The organism is Antrihabitans stalactiti, from assembly GCF_012932915.1.
GTDB lineage: Bacteria > Actinomycetota > Actinomycetes > Mycobacteriales > Mycobacteriaceae > Antrihabitans > Antrihabitans stalactiti.
Map to the genome: position 1 here is coordinate 1 of NZ_VCQU01000025.1, position 1,365 is coordinate 1,365.

General features: G+C 62.5%; 1 protein-coding gene. It reads left to right on the forward strand.

Annotated elements, in window-relative coordinates; all coding sequences use genetic code 11:
* Positions 1-108: 108 nt before the first annotated feature.
* Positions 109-1,305, forward strand: coding sequence for a DDE-type integrase/transposase/recombinase (locus FGL95_RS31950; protein ID WP_240963481.1), 1,197 nt, complete (start codon positions 109-111; stop codon positions 1,303-1,305).
* Positions 1,306-1,365: the final 60 nt, after the last annotated feature.

Sequence of the window (1,365 nt, forward strand, 5' to 3'; positions counted from 1 at the left end):
GACTCTGTCCAGTCTCGACACATGTGGGACATCTGATGTCTACCCACATGTGGGACAGGTTGTTGGATGCGTAGGTGATGGCACCTGAGACCGGGCTTGGATCAGTTCATGCCCAGATCGGTTGCCCTGATGGATCTCCTCGATGCCACGCTGGTCATGTTCCATATCGAAGGAATCGCCGACGCCTTCGGCGGCTCGTTCACCAAATGGTGCAGGACCCACAAGATTCCGCGGAGCACGGCCTATCGCCACCGCGACCGGATCATCGCCGAACACCGGTGGACACCACGCTCACGCCGTCCGAAAACTCGTCCGCGCGAAACACCGTTCTGGGTGCAGGTAGAGATCGCGCGCGCCCGGTTGTATCTGACCTTCGATAACGGTGCCGACCAGATCGCGGCGCGACTGGTACAGGTTGCCCTCGACCAGGACTGGGCGGGGGAAGGGTGGAACATCCCGTCTCGAGCCACGATCAACAAGATCCTCACCCGGTTGGGGATGGTCGTCGCGGCGCCGAAGAAGCGCCCGAAGTCGTCCTACAAGCGGTTCTCTTTTGGGCGACCACGCGATTGCTACCAGATCGACGCCACGGTGGTGAAGCTCGCTGACGGCACTCCGGTGGTGGTGTTCGAGGTGCTCGACGATTGCACCCGGACCCTGGTGGCGTCGTTGGCCGCGGCCGCGGAGACCGCCGCCGGTGCCATCGCTGCCATCACTCGTGCGTTCGACCGGTTCGGGGTCCCGGCGATTGTGCTCTCCGACAACGGGACCGCCTTCACCTCCCGCCGTACCCGGGGTGGGATCTCCCGGTTCACCCGCATGGTCACCGACACTGGGGCCCGGTTGATTCATTCGAGCCCGTTTCACCCCCAAACCTGCGGGAAGGTCGAACGCCATCACCGGACGTTCAAACAATGGCTCGCCACCCGGCCGGCACCGGTGGACCTTGTTGCGTTGCAAGCCCTCTGCGATGAGTACCAGGACTGGTACAACACCGCGCGATGGCACTCCGCGATCGGAATGACGCCGCAGCAGGCGTGGAACGCCGCGCTAGAGCTCGGTGGGCCCCACCATCTGCCTGTCCAACGGGACGCGTCGATTCACCATTTGACGGTCAGCAGCAACGGTGTCGTCGCCCTGGGTGGGGCGAGTATCAGTATCGGCAGATTCCGTGCTGGACAACAGATCACCGTCCTACGCAATGGCGACCACGCCACCGCCTACGACTGTGATGGTGACCCGATCGGCCACCTGATGCTCGATCCGACCAAGCGATACCAAGGCCAACTCCACCTCGCGGCCTAGAATGTGTCCCGCATGTATGTAGACATATCTGTGCCACATGTATGTAGACAGCACAGAGTC

Excerpts from the sequence above, each read along its gene's own strand:
- FGL95_RS31950 (WP_240963481.1), top strand. The coding sequence starts at position 109 with ATGCCCAGATCGGTTGCCCTGATGGATCTCCTCGATGCCACGCTGGTC.